The sequence below is a fragment of the Pseudoalteromonas sp. J2K-J979 genome, from assembly GCF_058169715.2.
On record NZ_CM200281.1, the window covers coordinates 346,696 to 363,812 of the forward strand.

14 protein-coding genes are annotated in these 17,117 nt (G+C 40.5%); 7 read left to right on the forward strand and 7 right to left on the reverse strand.

The genetic code is table 11. The features are described from left to right. The first annotated feature begins 408 nt into the window (after positions 1 to 408). Complete coding sequence (locus AC3KVK_RS01665; protein WP_490311162.1) at positions 409 to 3,273, forward strand: TonB-dependent receptor plug domain-containing protein; 2,865 nt, start codon at positions 409 to 411, stop codon at positions 3,271 to 3,273. A 112-nt stretch (positions 3,274 to 3,385) separates the two neighbouring features. Then, the gene (locus AC3KVK_RS01670) at positions 3,386 to 3,772 is read left to right on the forward strand and encodes a YacL family protein (RefSeq protein ID WP_490311239.1); all 387 of its coding nucleotides are present in this window, start codon (positions 3,386 to 3,388) and stop codon (positions 3,770 to 3,772) included. Between the two features lie 23 nt (positions 3,773 to 3,795). Here the strand turns inward: AC3KVK_RS01670 and AC3KVK_RS01675 are convergent, their stop codons facing one another. The 5 genes from AC3KVK_RS01675 to glnA form a co-directional block, all read right to left on the reverse strand. After that, a complete protein-coding gene (locus tag AC3KVK_RS01675; RefSeq protein ID WP_490311161.1) occupies positions 3,796 to 4,770 on the reverse strand; it encodes a tetratricopeptide repeat protein in 975 nt (324 codons plus the stop codon). Positions 4,771 to 5,110: 340 nt separating this feature from the next. Continuing rightward, positions 5,111 to 6,502: a nitrogen regulation protein NR(I) gene (gene glnG / locus AC3KVK_RS01680; RefSeq protein WP_490311160.1), complete on the reverse strand. Its 1,392-nt coding sequence runs from the start codon at positions 6,500 to 6,502 to the stop codon at positions 5,111 to 5,113. Between the two features lie 24 nt (positions 6,503 to 6,526). After that, positions 6,527 to 7,603: a nitrogen regulation protein NR(II) gene (gene glnL, locus AC3KVK_RS01685; RefSeq protein ID WP_490311159.1), complete on the reverse strand. Its 1,077-nt coding sequence runs from the start codon at positions 7,601 to 7,603 to the stop codon at positions 6,527 to 6,529. Positions 7,604 to 7,772: 169 nt separating this feature from the next. After that, positions 7,773 to 8,291 carry a DUF4124 domain-containing protein gene (locus AC3KVK_RS01690; RefSeq protein WP_490311158.1) on the reverse strand — a complete coding sequence of 173 codons (519 nt, stop codon included), beginning with the start codon at positions 8,289 to 8,291 and terminating at the stop codon, positions 7,773 to 7,775. Between the two features lie 132 nt (positions 8,292 to 8,423). Next, positions 8,424 to 9,830 carry a glutamate--ammonia ligase gene (gene glnA, locus AC3KVK_RS01695; RefSeq protein ID WP_490311157.1) on the reverse strand — a complete coding sequence of 469 codons (1,407 nt, stop codon included), beginning with the start codon at positions 9,828 to 9,830 and terminating at the stop codon, positions 8,424 to 8,426. A 516-nt stretch (positions 9,831 to 10,346) separates the two neighbouring features. Here glnA and typA point away from each other — a divergent pair. Beyond that, positions 10,347 to 12,167, forward strand: a complete 1,821-nt coding sequence (gene typA, locus AC3KVK_RS01700; RefSeq protein ID WP_490311156.1) for a translational GTPase TypA — start codon at positions 10,347 to 10,349, stop codon at positions 12,165 to 12,167. A gap of 78 nt (positions 12,168 to 12,245) precedes the next feature. Here the strand turns inward: typA and AC3KVK_RS01705 are convergent, their stop codons facing one another. Continuing rightward, positions 12,246 to 12,890 carry a DUF2959 domain-containing protein gene (locus tag AC3KVK_RS01705; RefSeq protein ID WP_490311155.1) on the reverse strand — a complete coding sequence of 215 codons (645 nt, stop codon included), beginning with the start codon at positions 12,888 to 12,890 and terminating at the stop codon, positions 12,246 to 12,248. Positions 12,891 to 13,043: 153 nt separating this feature from the next. On the opposite strand from AC3KVK_RS01705, the gene AC3KVK_RS01710 reads away from it, so the two are divergent. The 3 genes from AC3KVK_RS01710 (at position 13,044) to dtd (ending at position 15,366) form a co-directional block, all read left to right on the forward strand. Beyond that, the gene (locus AC3KVK_RS01710) at positions 13,044 to 13,892 is read left to right on the forward strand and encodes a virulence factor BrkB family protein (RefSeq protein WP_490311238.1); all 849 of its coding nucleotides are present in this window, start codon (positions 13,044 to 13,046) and stop codon (positions 13,890 to 13,892) included. Positions 13,893 to 13,960: 68 nt separating this feature from the next. Continuing rightward, positions 13,961 to 14,920 carry a prolyl aminopeptidase gene (pip, locus tag AC3KVK_RS01715; protein ID WP_490311154.1) on the forward strand — a complete coding sequence of 320 codons (960 nt, stop codon included), beginning with the start codon at positions 13,961 to 13,963 and terminating at the stop codon, positions 14,918 to 14,920. A gap of 8 nt (positions 14,921 to 14,928) precedes the next feature. Then, complete coding sequence (gene dtd, locus AC3KVK_RS01720; protein WP_490311153.1) at positions 14,929 to 15,366, forward strand: D-aminoacyl-tRNA deacylase; 438 nt, start codon at positions 14,929 to 14,931, stop codon at positions 15,364 to 15,366. On the opposite strand, the gene AC3KVK_RS01725 is transcribed toward dtd, so the two are convergent. Then, positions 15,355 to 16,044: a spermidine synthase gene (locus AC3KVK_RS01725; RefSeq protein ID WP_490311152.1), complete on the reverse strand. Its 690-nt coding sequence runs from the start codon at positions 16,042 to 16,044 to the stop codon at positions 15,355 to 15,357. The two genes, dtd and AC3KVK_RS01725, sit on opposite strands and share 12 nt — an antisense overlap. Before the next feature lie 157 nt (positions 16,045 to 16,201). Between AC3KVK_RS01725 and AC3KVK_RS01730 the strand changes: the two genes are divergently transcribed. Further along, positions 16,202 to 17,101: a bifunctional GNAT family N-acetyltransferase/hotdog fold thioesterase gene (locus AC3KVK_RS01730; RefSeq protein WP_490311151.1), complete on the forward strand. Its 900-nt coding sequence runs from the start codon at positions 16,202 to 16,204 to the stop codon at positions 17,099 to 17,101. Positions 17,102 to 17,117: the final 16 nt, after the last annotated feature.

The window sequence follows — 17,117 nt, forward strand, 5'->3', positions numbered from 1 at the left end:
TTATGCGTGCAAGGATGGGGAGATGAAAAGGCACAGGGCTAAAAAGCTTGGTTAAATGATTTTATTGTTATTTCAGGTGCTAAACGGCTGTTTAACGGGTTAAATGCGTTTATTTTATAGATTGCTATTGTAAATGATTGTAAATGAATGATTTGTTATAGGGTTTTAATAATTTGTTGCGTTTTATGCAACTCTTGTTAATTATTGATTTATATAGTGTATTGGTCGTGTTTATTAATTCGAGTCATTATGTTTATATTTTGTTAACCACCTTTGTGACAAGCGGCGTTTTGATCTGTATCTGAGTATGATAAAAATATCTCGTTACATAGCGGTATCTCTTTTAAAAACAGATTCGCATGTCAATTTAACGACTAATAACAAATATATACTTCAGGGAAATTCATTTTGAAAAAATTAAACTTATTAGCAATCGGTGTTAAAACCGCATTGTTTGCCGGGGCTGTCACCACGGGTGGTTTTGCAATGGCGGCAGACGAAGAGTCTGTAGAGAAAGTAGAACGTATTGAGGTTACGGGCTCAAAGATTAAACGTATTGGTGACCTATCTCCGACTCCTGTTACTGTAGTAACTGGTGATGCGTTAGTAAATGCAGGTATTACCAATGTGGCTGAATTATTAAGTGAAATGCCATCAGCAACGGTTGGCCTTTCTCCTGAGACAACTAATAATAGTGTTTTTGCTAATGGTTTAAGTAATACGGATTTGCGCGGTTTAGGCACATCTAGAACCCTAGTTCTGGTTAATGGTCGACGTTTCGTATCTGGTGCGCCAGGTAGTAGTGCTGTTGATTTAAATAACATTCCGACCTCAATGATTGAACGAATGGAAATCTCAACAGGTGGTGCATCTGCTGTTTATGGTTCCGATGCAATGGCTGGTGTTGTAAATATTATTACCAAAAAATCTTTTGATGGTTTTGAATTTGATGCATCTACATCACAGCCACAGCAAGATGGCGGCGAAAACTCATATTTCTCATTTACCTTTGGTGATGAAGGTGAAAAATCAAGTTTCATTACAAACATTTCTTATACAACAAGTGAGCAATTGCGAGGTGAACAGCGTGACTTCATTCGTGACGGTGTGATAGGAATCGATCATCCTGATAACGTCGATAATGAAGATGGCATCCCAAGAAGAACTATTTGGGATAGAACTGGTTCAACAACACTTCGTTTTTATAGTCCTACAGGTGATTTTTTTGCACCTGATGGGCACTTTATTTTTGCTGATGACGGTTCAATTCGCGAGTTTGAACAAGGTGAATTACTACCTGCAAGCTCAACGCCGGGTAGTCGAAACACAAACTATTATGTTGGTGAAGGTGACGGTTATCACTTCTTAGATCATAGCTACGTTCGTACACCATTAGATCGCTTAAACTTAAGCTCAAATGTGAATTATGATTTTAATGATGCACATTCAATGGCCTTTGAGTTTACTTATTCAAATACACATGCATATGGTGAAAGCTCGCCTGCATTTTTTGGCTTGAGTGGCATGAATGCAAATAATGCGTTTTTTAGCCAAGAGACTAAAGATTTTTTTGCTGAGCGTGGCATGAGTTCATACACAGCTTATTTGACTACAGATGCACTGGGTAATCGTGTTTATGATCAGAAACGTCAATTAGTACAAGGGACATTGAGCTTTGAGGGTGAGATATCCGATAGCTGGTTCTACTCTGCTTATGTGCAACGCGGCACAGTTCAATCTAACACTACTTGGTATGGTGAAATGTTAGTTGAGAACTTTAGAAACTCACTTGATGCAGTTGAAGTAGATGGCAAAATTGTATGTGCTGATAGAAACGATGCAGGTGAGGTTGTTGGTGCTTTAAGCGGTTGTGCTCCTTTAAATATTTGGGGTGTTGGCTTGGCCTCTCAAGAGGCATTTGATTATGTAAAAACAGATGCCACACGCCGAGCTTCTATTGATCAAACGACGTTTGGTGGAACGATCAGTGGGGATGTATTTGAGCTTCCAGCTGGACCAGTTGCTTCAGCATTTACTTTTGAGCACCGTAAAGAGGCGTCATCTACATTACCCGATCCGGCAATGCGAAAAGGTCTAATCTTTAATAATCAATCAGATGCTCTTACTGGCTCATTTGACGTTTCTGAAGTCGCAGCTGAGTTCTCAATCCCTGTTGTTGTTGATACTGCCTATGCAGATGAAATTTATGTTGAAGCAGCATATCGTTACATGGATTACTCATCAACTGGTGGTGATAGTGCATGGAAATTGAGTTTTAACTATGTATTAAATGATGAACTAAGATTACGCTATAACCGCTCTAAGTCAGTACGTGCACCTAACATTAATGAATTATATCAACCTCGTGCAGAGACTTTCAGCACGTTTAATGATCCGTGTGAGCAAGGTCAAATTGATAATGCGGGTGAATATAAAGAAAATATTGAGCGTAACTGTCGTTCTCAGGGCATTCCTGAAGGTTGGGAGCCAAGTGCAGATTGGAAACGTACAAACCATTCAGGTTTTGCTTTAGGTAATATCGACCTAAATAACGAAACTGCCCATGATATGACTTTTGGTGTTATCTATACACCTGAATCGTTGGAGAACTTTAGCTTAACTTTAGATTATTGGGCATTTGATTTAACAGATATGATCCGGACACCATCAGCTTCGACAGTTGTTAATGGTTGTTATGAATTTGAAAGTACAGACAATCCATATTGCCCATTAATTTATCGTAATAGCAGTACGTTTGAAATTGATTCGTATGATTTGAAACCAGTTAACTCAGCTTCAAATAGTATTGCTGGTACTGATATTGAGTTTAATTATCTTTTTGATAGCTCTTTTGGTGCTTTCCGCTTCAATATGCTTGCCACTTATATGTCTAAAAAAGAGCAGAACTTTACAGGTCAGCCAGAAGATCAGCGTAATGCAGTGGGTGAAGTGAGTGATCCACGCTGGAAAGCGCGATTCACAACTAACTATACGTACAACGATTTACAAGTGAACTTACTTGCCTCTTATCGTCATAGTTCTGTTTGGGATAATGATTGGACACCAGAAGATAATGATTATAATGATATTCCTTCTTATATTAAGTGGGATTTGACAGGCCGTTATAACATTACTGATGATCTTCAGGTACGAGGTGGTTTCTTAAATGTGTTTGATGTGACTCCACCAAGACACCCTTCGTTATATGATGATGGTGAATACTATGATTTAAATGGTCGTACATTCACTGTTGGTGTTAACTATAAATTTTAATTAGCTGTTAGAGATAAAATGCCGCTCACCTGGGAGCGGCATTTTTTATGCCTGATTTTTCCTTCCTGTTATTTTATCCGCTATACTCCTCGCTCATTTTTAAGGGGCGATGATGGAATACCAATTTGTACGCGATCCTATTTTTGGCTTTCGCGCAAAATTTACTGATGAGCAAGCGCTATTTGGTCGCTGGTTAACTGAAGAAATCAATACTGACCCGCAGCAGTTAACAGCTTTGTTAGAGTTGATTGAGCAAGTTCAATCAGTGCAGGTTAATGAGCTTAAACTTATTGGTAAAGAAGTGAGTTTAACATTAAGCGATGCTGAGGCGTTGATTGAGGCCAATATACTTCATCAAGGAGATGAAGATATCTCGATGTATCAAGATGATGCATTGGCATTGGATGAGGATGGCCTGATGGCTGTGTGCGGTTATGAAGATTTTGTGGCCTTGATTTATGCTTGGTGTGAATTCATCCGTTTTCGTGCCACGCGTTAATCCACACCTATCATCATATTTGATTACTTGAGCATCTTGAGTTTTTTCTGCGTGAGTTTGGATAATTGTTCATCTGCACTGTTGAGAGCGAGCCAACCGAATATGTTTTTGGCTTCGCCTTCTTTGTCGTGTTCTAAATAAAGGCTGGCTAAGTTGTAATGCGCCCATAAAAAATACGGGTCATGGTTATCTTGGTTATGCGCCTCAATAAATGCGTTAAGCGCCACGATGCCGTTATTAAGCTGAGTCTGGTTTTGTAGTGCAAAAAAGCCAACATAATAGCGTGTCATTTGCACCAAAGAGTGTGGGTATTGGTGGGATTCAATGAGTTTATAGCTATAAAGAAGTGCCTGCTCTGCTGGCTCATCGTCTTGTTTTTTTATTAAAATTAAACCGATATTGAGATGAAGGAGTAAGTCATCTGGAAATTGCGTTTTAGCTTGCTCTAACAGTTTTGCTAACTCTTCTGAACTGCTATGAAAAGTTGATTTTGCTAATAGATGATAACGAGGTGAGTGCTGACTTAATTGTTCTAACCAATAATCGCCATCATCATCACTACCACCTAAAAACCACGGCGTTAAATGGTAGTAACCAGCTAAATGCAGCATAAAAAAGCCATTGTTGGGAGCTAGCTCTTGCGCACGGGTAAAGTGCGTTTGTGCTAGGTCACTTAATCTGAATGCGCTGAGGTAGCTCTCTTTGGCTTCTTCAAAACAGGTTTTTCCATACATAAAGTGTGCAGCTGCAAGAGTGGGGGCTTGTTGCAAAAATTGCTGGCTTAAAGTTTGTGCTAGCGAGAAGTTTTCATGGTTGAGGGCGCGATCGATGTCGAAAATGGTTTGTCTTTGGCTTGCGTTTAGGTCGCCAAGCTCACCTTGCTCGACGAGTACAGTTAAGGCTGCCGTAGGGGCGCTAAGCGTTGATACAGCGCTAATTGCTTGCAAACTCAAGGTGAGGGAAAAACAAACGATAATGGCTTTTAATACAACACTCATGGCAATAAATCCTTAAATATCAACATGGCTAGCATATCAGTGTTTCAAGGTTTTGAAAAATACCCATTGTCGGAATTTGTAAGTATTCGTTAACGATTTTGTGTCGCTTTGAGTTACTGTTGTGTATGGAATAAAACAGTCGTTATGCTGACGCTGTTGAAAAACAAAACACGACTGTTTCATTAAAAATACTTGCTGGCATAACTCAAACTGCACTTGGTCTGTATTTAAGTGAAACACTCAATAAAATGCAATGGCTGAAAACCTCAATAGATTAATCAGCAGTTGATTGTCAATTATATGCATTATAGAGGTGCAGCTAAACCGACAACCATAGAGATCAATCGTTAAGGTTGCGCTCTTTTAGTTTTCGGGTCAGGGTGTTGCGACCCCAGCCAATTTTGACCGCGGCATCTTGTTTGTGGCCATTGCAATGTTGGAGCGCGGTGTTAATAAGTTTGACTTCAAGCTCGGCTTGCACATCGGGCCAAATGTTTTCTCGGCCTTTTTTGAGTTCACCATCAAACCAAGCCTGAAACTGGCTAAGCCAATCGCCCGATGCCGTGTGCTGAATTGGGTTGGTCAAAATTTCGGGGGGCAAATCGGCTTCTGTGACCGTTTGCCCAGGAGCCATGACCGTCAGCCAGCGGCAGGTGTTTTCTAGTTGCCTCACGTTGCCGGGCCACTGAAAGGCTTTGAGCTTTTGGCATGCATCAGAGGCGAGGATTTTGCTTTCGACTTTTAGTTCTTTTGCACTTTTGGTCAAAAAGTAATGAGCCAATTTTTCGATGTCCTCGGTGCGCTCTCGCAGTGCGGGAAGCTTTAAGCGAACGACATTTAAACGATGAAATAAGTCTTCACGAAACTTACCTGTTGCGGCCAATTCTTCAAGGTTTTGATGTGTGGCAGCAATAATGCGCACATCAACTTTTATGCTTTGATGGCCTCCAACACGATAAAACTCACCGTCTGCGAGTACTCTAAGTAATCGCGTTTGTACGTCCAGTGGCATATCGCCAATTTCATCTAAAAATAAAGTGCCACCGTTGGCTTGCTCAAAACGACCTTTGCGGACGCTATCAGCACCAGTAAATGCGCCTTTTTCATGACCAAATAGCTCTGATTCGACTAATTCTTTGGGGATTGCTGCCATGTTGAGCGCAATAAATTCTTTATCTTTACGGGGGCTATGATTGTGCAGTGCGCCGGCTACCAATTCTTTACCCGTTCCCGATTCTCCGTTAATTAACACACTCATGCTCGATGCAGAGAGTTTTCCAATTGCTCGAAAAACTTCTTGCATTGCGGGGGCTTCACCGATGATATCTTGTGTTTTTTGTTCGGGGATTTTGTTTTTCTTTTTTAGGCCCTGATTTGCACGGCAGGCACTTTCGACTAAATTAACAGCTTCATTGAGATCAAACGGCTTTGCTAGGTATTCAAAGGCCCCTTTTTGAAATGCCTGAACGGCGGAATCGAGATCGGAATGCGCAGTCATAATGATGACTGGTAAACCAGGGTTGTTTGCATTGATCCCTTCGAGTAATGTCATGCCATCCATGCCTGGCATACGAACATCAGAGACTAATACAGTCGGCTGACTGTATTCTAAGGCGCTTAAAACGGACTCTGCGCTGGCAAAACTCTCGGTTTGAAAACCGGCGCGGCTGAGTGCTTTTTCAAGAACAAACCGTATCGATGCATCATCATCAACCAGCCAAACTGTTTTCATTTATTACTCCAAACACGTTCTTTGTTATTGTTGATTAACAAAGGGTAGATATATATTAAATTCTGTATGACCGGGCCAACTTTCGCATTCGATATAACCATCATGTTGGTCTATCAAGGTTTGTGCGATGGCTAAACCTAAGCCCGACCCACCATCTTTGTTGGTAACCATCGGGTAAAAAAGAGTGTCTCTTATCGCTTTGTCTATTCCCGGACCATTGTCTGAGATTTTAATCATCAGGGCATTTTTCATCGCTTTATTATGAATGCGCATATGGTGACGAATGCGAGTTTGCAAGGTGATTTCACCGCCTTCGGTGAGCGCTTGCTGCGCATTACGTACAATATTGAGCACTACTTGTTGGATCTTGCCTTGATCAATAAAAATATCAGGAATACTCGGATCATAATCTTTAATCACATTGATTTGACTGTGATTTGATAGCATTGTGAGCTTCACTACTGATTCAAGGGTTTGATGAATGTTGCACCACGCTTTGTTGGGAAGCTGATTAGGACCTAGTAGGCGGTCGACGAGCTCGGTCAATCGATCGGCCTGTTCAATAATCAGTGTTGCGCATTCATCTCTTTCTTGTTGATCAACTTCATACTGCAATAACTGCGCCGCTCCGCGAATTCCTCCCAAAGGATTTTTTATTTCGTGTGCTAACCCGCGGATCAGGGTACGGGCGGCAATGTATTGATGCATTTGATGTGAGGCTTTGTCGTGTTTGATCTCTTCATCGAGCGCCCTGCATTCGAGCATGATATACGGGCTAGAATCGATGGTGAGTTTTCGGCTGTTCAAGGTGATTTTTGCATGGCGAGAATCAAGAAAAACCGCGTCAGCTCTATGTTGGTGACAATCACTGCCTTCATTTAATGTGTGACTGATGATGCGCTTAATATCGATGTTATGGTAATTAAATAAAGACTCAAACTCTTGGCCTAAAAAGCGTTTATGGCCCAGCGCAAATAGTTCGCTGGCGCTGTCGTTAGCATAAACAACAATGAGTTGCTCATCGAGAAGGATAACCGCCGTGGCTAAGTTTTCACATATAGAGAGTAAGGTATCGTGCTTGAATGTTTTATTTCTGGGCATCTTTGCACCATTATAGTGCGCTGCTGTATTGGCGGTATTATTAAGATAATTTTGCATCAGCAACGGAAAATTAAAAATGAAGTTATCTCAGCTAAAAAGAGATTATCATGAGGTTATTATACGTGAAAGTGTTGAATACGTGCGATTGAATACGTAGTCAAAAAAATGGTTAAAGGCCTTTACGATGCAAGTAAATCGTGACGATTTCACTGTGGCCGATTTCTTTTCCTTTGGCGTCGATAAGTTTTAATTGCAGCTTGTGTTCACCGCGTTCTACATTGCGTAATGCAAATATTGCTGAGCTTTTGGGCGCTTGTGTAGCCATGCCATCTAAATAAAGTTGGATTGAAAGGCCGCTCTCGAAACGTGGGCTGACTTTACCACTGACGTAAACTGAACCGGTATTATCGCGAATAGTTGCGTGATTTTTGGGCTCAGTAATAGAAATACTAAATTGGGTTTCTTGGTCTTGTTTAGATTCTTCTTTATATAAAATGCTGGTATCAACGGCTTGCATGTCGACAGTATTGATATTGAGATTTAGCTCTTCAGAACCTTTTTGAGGTGTATCAGAAAATACAAGCACGCCTTTAGCGTCACGCCAAACGTAGATTTTTTTTTGACCAGCTATAGAAGGAGCTGCAAGTAAAGTCATGCAGACAGCAAATAGTATTAAGCGTTTTGCCACCTAATTTTCCTTCTATTTTTATAGCTTGTTATTGAATAGTTAATAACTTTATATGATTAGCGCTAATTTTGCTATAAAAAAAGCCTGCGAAACAGGCTTTGGAACACACATTGAAACAAATAGTTAGCTTACTTAGCAGCTGTAGTACATTTCAAACTCAACTGGGTGAGTTGTCATGTTTAATTTTTCGACTTCTTTGCCCTTAAGTGCAATGTATGCATCGATTAGGTCGTCAGTGAATACACCACCTTGCGTTAAGAACTCGCGGTCAGCATCTAAAGAATCAAGCGCTTCTTGTAATGAGCTGGCAACTTGTGGAATCTCAGCCGCTTCTTCTGCTGGTAAGTCGTATAAATCTTTATCCATTGCATCGCCAGGGTGGATTTTGTTTTTAATACCGTCAAGGCCAGCCATTAGCATTGCAGAGAACGCTAAGTATGGGTTTGCTGTTGGATCTGGGAAGCGAACTTCGATACGACGTGCTTTTGCAGACGGAACAACAGGAATACGGATAGATGCAGAACGGTTACGTGCAGAATATGCAAGCATAACTGGCGCTTCAAATCCTGGTACTAAACGCTTGTATGAGTTAGTAGAGGCGTTTGCAAATGCATTGATTGCTTTAGCATGCTTGATGATGCCGCCAATGTAAAATAATGCTTCTTCAGAAAGGCCAGCATACTTATCACCTGCGAATAAGTTAACGCCATCTTTTGCTAAAGATTGGTGACAGTGCATACCAGAACCGTTATCGCCAACGACTGGTTTAGGCATGAATGTTGCTGTTTTACCGTATAAATGAGCCATGTTATGAATAACATATTTCATTTCTTGGATTTCATCGGCTTTTAATACCATGGTATTAAAACGAGTTGCGATTTCATTTTGACCAGCTGTAGCTACTTCGTGGTGGTGTGCTTCGACTACTTGGCCCATTTCTTCTAGGACGAGACAAGTCGCTGAACGCCAATCTTGGAAATCATCAACAGGAGCAACTGGGAAGTAACCGCCTTTAACGCCAGGACGGTGACCAGTATTGCCATCTTCATAGCTTTTATCTGAGTTCCAAGCTGCTTGCTTAGAATCGATTTTGTACATTGAGCCAGACATGTCAGTTTTGAATTTAATGTCGTCAAATACGAAAAACTCAGGTTCTGGGCCAAATAAAACAGTGTCAGCAATACCTGTAGAACGCATGTATTCTTCTGCGCGCTTTGCAACAGAGCGTGGATCGCGCTCGTAGCCTTGTAATGTAGATGGTTCAACAACATCACAACGAACAATTAATGTGACTTCTTCAGTGAAAGGGTCTAATTTCACTGACTCAGCGTCTGGTAGTAATACCATGTCTGATTCGTTAATGCCTTTCCAGCCAGCAATTGAAGAACCATCAAACATTTTACCATCTTCAAAGAAATCTTCGTCAATTTGGTGATGTGGAATAGAAACGTGCTGCTCTTTACCTTTGGTATCAGTAAAGCGTAAATCGATAAACTTAACGTCATTTTCTTTGATAAACTGTAAAACTGAATGAGACATGCGTCCTCCAAACTGTGTGTTGTTTAATATTATTTGCTTTTGCAATTTTTCATTCTATAAGCTCAATGTGTGCCAACTTTTCAACTACATGATAAATATGAAATTTATTTTTTTAGATGCAGTGTTGACTCATTTTGGTGCACCACATTGATCGTTGTTTGCACCTTGTTGGTGCGTTGAAATATCCAGAAATTATAGTCCAAAATGTTCTTTTTATTGGTTTATTTCACCTAAGCATGATTTTTATCTCTTGATGAAAAAAATAGAAAAACATTTCTGTGCGTAACTAAATGTAATCCATCACTAATTGTGTAATAAAACAGCAGTAATCTAAGCTTTTTTAAATAAAGTTTAAAAAATTCTGTTGGATAAACTTTCATCCCTGCCATTATTAAGGGATAATATGCGACCATTTTTTTTAAACGCTATGCCGCTTGTTTTTCGATTCTTTTTGAATGTCGAACAAAGAGCGTAGATATTTTAGGATCAGCCAGATTAATTCTACTGAGTAAGTTTATGAGCATCGAAAAGTTAAGAAATATCGCGATTATCGCGCACGTTGACCACGGTAAAACAACCTTGGTTGATAAACTGCTAGAGCAGTCAGGTACGTTAGAAACTCGCGGCGGTAATGAAGAGCGCGTCATGGACTCTAACGATATCGAAAAAGAGCGTGGTATTACCATTCTTGCAAAAAATACTGCAATTTCATGGAATGATTACCACATCAATATCGTAGACACTCCTGGACACGCCGATTTCGGTGGTGAAGTTGAGCGTGTTCTTTCGATGGCTGACTCAGTATTATTACTTGTTGACGCGCAAGAAGGTCCAATGCCACAAACGCGTTTTGTGACACAAAAAGCATTCGCGCAGGGTTTAAAGCCAATCGTTGTAATCAACAAAATCGACAAGCCAGGCGCGCGTCCTGATTGGGTTATGGATCAAATATTTGATTTATTCGATAACTTAGGCGCAACTGACGAACAGTTAGATTTTAAAGTAATCTACGCATCAGCTATCAATGGTTGGGCAACATTAGATTTAGACGAGCCATCAGATAACATGGAACCTATGTTTAAGATGATCGTTGACGAAGTATCACCACCAGATGCTGATCCTGAAGGCGCATTCCAAATGCAAATCTCTCAGCTTGATTACAACTCGTATGTAGGTGTAATCGGTGTGGGTCGTATCAAGCGTGGTTCTGTTGCCGTGAATCAACAAGTGACTATCATCAGTGCTGACGGTTCAAAACGTAACGGTAAAATTGGTTCAGTTCAGAGCTACCTTGGTTTAGAGCGTATCGATACTGAGCGTGGTTATGCTGGTAACATCGTAACAGTAACTGGTATTGGTGAGTTGAAAATCTCTGATACTGTGTGTTGTCCAAACAATGTTGAAGCTTTACCACCGCTAAGTGTTGATGAGCCAACAGTAACAATGACGTTCTCTGTTAATAACTCACCATTTTGTGGTAAAGAAGGTAAGTTCGTAACGTCACGTAATATCCGTGAACGTTTAGATAAAGAATTAGTACATAACGTTGCACTTCGTGTTGAAGACACAGCTAACCCAGATAGCTTCCGTGTATCGGGTCGTGGTGAATTACACTTAGGTATCTTAATTGAGAACATGCGTCGTGAAGGTTACGAGCTAGCTGTTTCACGTCCTGAAGTAATTTTACGTACAGTTGATGGTGTTCTTGAAGAGCCGTATGAAACAGTAACGATTGACTGTCAAGAAGAGCATCAAGGTTCTATTATGGAACAAATTGGTCTGCGTAAAGGTGAACTAACTGATATGTCTCCAGATGGTAAAGGCCGTATGCGTATGGACTTTATGATCCCTAGCCGTGGTTTAATCGGTTTCCAAACTGATTTCATGACGCTTACATCAGGTTCTGGTTTGATGTACCACACATTCGATCACTACGGTCCTCACAAAGGTGGTGAGCTTGGTGTTCGTAAGAACGGTGTAATGATTGCAAATGCAACAGGTAAAGCGTTAACAAACGCATTATTTAACTTGCAAGAGCGTGGTAAATTATTCATCGGTCATGGTGTTGAAGTTTACGAAGGAATGGTTATCGGTATTCATAGCCGTGATAACGACCTAACAGTTAATGCGCTTAAAGGTAAGCAACTTACTAACGTTCGTGCATCAGGTACTGATGAAGCACAAACGTTAACGCCGCCATTGAACTATACACTTGAGCAAGCGCTTGAGTTTATCGATGATGATGAATTAGTTGAAGTGACACCTTTGAATATCCGTATTCGTAAACGTCACCTAACTGAAAGTGATCGTAAACGCGCTGGACGTGCACCAAAATAATCGCATGATTAATTTAAAAAACCCGCAGAAAAGCGGGTTTTTTTATGAGCTAAATAAATCTTTAACGGAGTGTTTTGTTTAGCCAGCCTTGTTCATTTGCTCGATGAATTTATTTGAGTCGGCGATTGATTTGTTCATGTCTGTCATCAGTGATTGGATATCGCGTTTAAGGTTATTAAATTCACCTTTAATGGCACTGATTGCTTGGGCGTTGAGGTTGTGCTTGAGGTAAAGCACGTTATCTTGCAGGGCCGACAAAACGGGCGCCATTTTTTTCTCTGATGTTCGCATCGAACGAAGTAATTTATCAAACTGGCGTTTAGTTTGGTTGAGTTTTTTTTCGCTTTCACGTTTGAGATTAGCATTTGAATATTGCGCTAATTCTTCATTCCATTCATCAAATAGTGCTTCAGCAACATCTTCAACTTTATTAATGCGATTTGAGACATCTTCGGCGGCTTTTAAACTGGATTCGTAATCATCATTGAGCTCTTCGTAGACGGTTTGTAACTCACCGCCATCAAAGTTAATTAGCAGGCTCAGGCGTTCTAGAGCCGACTGAAATTCTTGTTGGGATGCTTCTTGGGATTCTTTCGCTTCTTCAACGCGATCAACTAAAATATCACGTTTGTGAACACCTACTTTTTCCATTGCTGAGTAATAAGCTGTCTGGCAACCAGTTAAGGACAATGCCAAGCAGGCAGAAAGTAATATTTTTTTCATATTTAAAACCTTTTAATGTCAGCTGAAAAGTTCACTGACTTAACTCTGTAATTTAAACCGATGCGTGATATCTTAATAATAACAGAATAAATCATAACAGAATAAATTGATATGCAAGGTAAATTTAGTCAATTCATCATCTTAATTAAACCAATGGTTCGCAAACATTTAGCGTGGTGGCGTTTATATTTCAAGCGTTGTAAGGAAGATGCCATCACAGTCAATGCTGGTTATCTAGCGTACGTTACTTTGTTATCATTAGTACCATTAATGGCGGTAGCGGTGGCAATTTTTTCTGCGTTTCCGGTTTTTGAAACTTTGCGAGAAGGCATTGAGAGTTTTATTTTCACCAATTTTGTACCAACTTCTAGTGAAGTGATCCGCGAGCATATCGGTGCTTTTGCTGGTAATGCCAGTAAAATGACCACGATAGGTGTGAGCTTCCTGGTGGTTGTTGCATTGTTTTTAATCCGTAACGTTGATGGCACCCTTAATCGTATTTGGCGGATTGAAAAAAAACGTAATCCAATGATTTCTTTTGCTATTTATTGGATGGTGTTAACGCTTGGCCCAGTGTTGTTAGGAGCAAGTTTAGGGGTGACATCGTATATTATTTCTCTTGCAAGTATCGCTGATCAGGGGATACCAGGTCTTAGTGGGTTTATTTTAACTCTAATCCCTTATTTTATATCTATAATTACATTTACTTTGTTATACACCGTTGTGCCTAATACGGTTGTGCCGTTTAAGGCGGCGTTACCGGGTGCCTTATTTGCCGCTGTATTATTTGAGCTCAGCAAACAAGGTTTTGCCCGCTATGTAAGTGAATTTCCATCTTATGAAGTGATTTATGGCGCATTGGCAACAGTCCCTATCTTATTTGTGTGGGTGTATTTATCTTGGATCGTCGTATTACTCGGGGCTGAAGTGACGGTGTGTATTCAGCATTCATTGGATCGAAATCAGCGTATAAAGCAAACAAAAACCGAAGTTGATGAATAGATAAAAATAAGCACGCATTAAAAAGTAGTCACTCGCGGCTTGTTGCTTTTAATAAAAGGATTGAATTGATGGCGACACTTTATGGGATCACCGATGCGATTAGTCATCATATTCCGGTGGGGCAAGGGCACCAAGTTCACGTCGAACAATATGGTAATCCTTCAGGTTTGCCTGTGTTGGTTTTACATGGAGGCCCTGGTGCGGGGGCCAATGTATTAAATTGCCGATATTTTAACCCAGAAAAATACAGAATTATTTTATTTAGCCAGCGTGGCTGTGGATTATCTACTCCTCATAATGATCTGCAGCATAATACGACATCATACTTACTGCATGATATTGAGTTAATTAGAGAAACCTTAGGCATTAAGGCCTGGGTGATAAGTGGGGACTCATGGGGGGCGACTCTGGCATTACTGTATGCTATTGCCTACTCAGATAACGTGTTAGGAATGCTTTTAAGGGGCACTTTTTTAGCTCGGCAGCAAGATTTTGATTGGTTGTATGGTGCCGAGGGCAGTGCCCAGTTATTTCCTGATTATTACGCCCTGTTTAATCCAAAAAATCTATCGAGAGCAGCATTATTATCAGATTATCAGCAGCAGCTAAATAGTTCAGATCAGCTAGCTCAAATCAAGGCTGCAAAAGCTTGGTGTGAATGGGAAATGGTGTTATCAGGTTTATACCCAAAACATACGAATCAATACCAAATTTGTGATAACCAAAGTGCGGTCAATTTGGCCTTATTGGAGCTGCACTATTTTAGTCACCAATGCTTTATTGAAGAAAATTACATATTGAATCAACTTGGTGCAATCAAACATCTCCCCATTCACTTTTTACATGGGCGGCATGATTTTGTGACTCCTTTGGCTGGAGTGTATGCAATATCGGCGGGCTTAAATGCAAAGCTCGATATTTTAAATGATGTGGGTCATAGTAGTGAAAATGTTGTCTACGCCCAAGCTATGCGCCGTGCAGCAGATACTTTATATTGTAAGGCTAAATTAAGTTATCAAAAATTATAGAGGTCGTTTTGATTGCAGTTATTCAACGAGTGAGCGAGGCAAAAGTAGTTGTTGCTGGGCAGGTTATTGGTGAAATTGGACAAGGTTTATTAGTGCTTTTGGGAGTAGAAAAGACTGATCAAACCGAGAACGCAGATAAGCTATTACACAGAGTGAGTGGGTATCGTATTTTTAGCGACGAACAAGATAAAATGAATTTAAGCTTATTGGATATCCAAGGGGAGCTGTTGGTGGTGTCGCAATTTACCTTGGCTGCCGATACCAAAAAAGGCATGCGTCCTAGTTTTTCGTCAGCAGCTTCTCCCGATCATGCAAACGCGATGTATGAGTATTTTGTTGCTCAAGCTAAGTTGAAAGGGTTGAAAGTAGCAACAGGGCAATTTGCTGCAGATATGAAAGTGCACTTAGTCAATGATGGGCCGGTGACGTTTCGTTTAGAGGCTTAACCACATAATGTGATTCGCATAACCGGGGATTTTTTCGACCTGTACGTCTATACCAAATGACGCACGCAATAAGCGTTTTAGTTGAATAATTTGCGAATCATGTTGTGCCAAAAAATTAATAAAAAGACTGCCATTTAAACTCAAAATATGACTTAGTGATTCGTAAAATTCTTGGTTAAACAAAAACACTGGCGCATCTATTTGACTGAAAATATCGACGATTACCCAATCAAACGTCCGTTTGACCTTTATTTCATTGAGTACATCTTGGCAATGTAAATTATTAGATGCTTCGCCACCAAAATACTTTTTATAACAATGAATTATTTCGGGGTTTTTCTCTGCAGTAATAATTTCAGCCTGTGGGTAGTGAAATTGAAGGTAATTACGTATTGCGCCAGCGCCAAGCCCGATTTCAAGTACTGACGAAGGTGCCGGTAGGTGGCGCCAAATGTTTGAAAGGGTTTGTAAATGCGGAAACAGCAAATGATCCGGTTCATCAATCTGAATCACGGATTGTAATACTTCATCAATTAACAACCAGCGCAGTTGTTTAAATTGTCGCACTTGTACATTTTGACCTAAATGTTTATGCCAATAAATTAGCTGGCCAATTTCATTACAATGGCGAATGAAGTGGGGTTGAATTGCGCCTGTCTCGGCTTGCACATATTTCATAGTCTAATCAGGATAGTAGAGCATTTTCTCTCTGTCACGTTTTGTGCCAATGTGGTGCAAAGTGACTATTTTATCTAAATGATAATTGAGGTAAGGTGGTGCGCAATCACTCGATGTAAAAAATAAAAAGTCCTTATAAATCAAAGAAGGTGTCAATATGTTTCAGGTTACGACTCCGCAAAGCAGTCAAGATTGGCAAGATTATTATCAACTCCGATGGCAGGTATTGCGTGCGCCTTGGCAGCAGCCTCGCGGTTCAGAGCAAGATGATTTAGAGCAAGATGCAGAACATCGCTTTATTCGTAATACACAAGGTGAGGTATTAGGGGTTGCGCGCTTGCATTTTAATAACCACCAACAAGCTCAAGTTCGTTACATGGCGGTTGCAGAAGATGCGAGAAACCAGCATATCGGAAGCCGTTTGCTGCATGAATTAGAGTTAATCGCTTGGACACAAGATGCAGAGCAGCTCGTTTTATTTGCTCGAGAGCGAGCGGTTGCTTTTTATCAGCGTCATGGCTACGAAGTCACAGAGCAAGCACATTTAGCGTATGGCGATATTCAACATTTTAAAATGGTCAAAAATAGGCCGTCAGAGCCAGGGTGGTTTCGTCATCCTGATTGGACACAAGTGCTGCAAAATACCTGGCGTGAGGCAATTCCAATCAGTGATGCGATGGGAATAAAAGTGAATAGCTATACGGATTGGGAGTTTTCTACTCAAGCCGACTTTGCTGCAAATGTGAATTTACATGGTTCGATGTTTGCGGGCTCAATTTATAGCTTAGCCACCTTAACTGGCTGGGGAGCAACGTACTTAGCACTCAAAGAAGCAGAGCTAGAAGGTGATATTGTACTTGCCGATGCCACGATTAAATATCATAAACCATTGAAAGCAACTCCACGCGCGACAGTCGTACTCACTGAATGTGAAGGAGAGTTAAGTGTCATTAGACAAGAAGGAAAAGCACGTTTTACAGTGCCAGTAACTATTTTTGATGGGGATATGAAAGTGGCTGAATTTATTGGGCAATTTGTAGCTATTCAGCCAAGCTAACCGTTCGATTGTGATT